Source organism: Mycobacterium intermedium (genome assembly GCF_002086275.1).
In the GTDB taxonomy this organism is placed as follows: Bacteria; Actinomycetota; Actinomycetes; order Mycobacteriales; family Mycobacteriaceae; genus Mycobacterium; species Mycobacterium intermedium.
On the sequence record NZ_MVHT01000276.1, the window covers coordinates 1 to 862 of the forward strand.

Here is an 862-nt window from a genome sequence, read left to right on the forward strand (position 1 = left end):
CCTAGGCCGATGTTTCTGAAGCCCGAAACGCCGCTTCCGAGGTTGCCGATTCCTGAGGAGCCTTCGCCGAAGACGTTGAAGCCCGAACTGGGGATGTTGCCCAACGGGTTGCCGCTGAAGAAGCCCGAGGTGCCGATGCCGGTGTTGAAGAAACCGGAGGTGCCGCCGGGGCCGGCGTTGAAGAAGCCGGAGGAGGTGGGGCTGTTGGTGACGTTGAAAAAGCCCGGCGTCGGCGGGATCTTGAACTCCATGACCGTCTGGGAGAACAGGTGGATGCTCGGGATGTAGATCGCGGGCGCGTTGAAGGCCCCGACCTGGATCGGTGGGATGACCAGCTGAGCCAGGGTGAACGCGGGAACGCTGAGTTGCGGGAACAGGATTTCGCCGACGTTGATCGGCGGGATGGTCAGCGGCGCGGTGGCGAAGCCGGGCACGGTCAGCTGCGGGAACAGGATCTCGCCGATGTTGATCGGTGGGATGACGAACGGCGCGGTGTCGAAGGCCGGGACGCTGATCTGCGGCAGGGTGAACCCTTCGAAACCGATCGGCGGAATCGAGAACGGCGGGGTGGCGAAGCCCGGGACGCTGATCTGGGGAAGCACGAACTCCTCGAGGCCAATCGGCGGAATGGTGAACGGTGCCGTCGCGAACTCCGGAACGCTGATCTGCGGAAGCACGAACTGCTCGAGATTGATCGGTGGGATCGAGAAGGGCGCGGTGCTGAATCCGGGAACGCTGATCTGCGGCAGATCGAAGCCCTCGATACCGATCGGCGGGATCGATAGCGCCGCGGTGCTGAACCCGGGAACGCTGATCTGCGGCAGATCGAAGCCCTCGAAACCGATCGGCGGCAACGTCAACG

Annotated in this window: 1 pseudogene; it reads right to left on the reverse strand. The window is 63.9% G+C overall.

The features are described from left to right. Positions 1–862 (reverse strand): annotated as a pseudogene (locus BST27_RS32955) (PPE family protein); the annotation flags it as partial.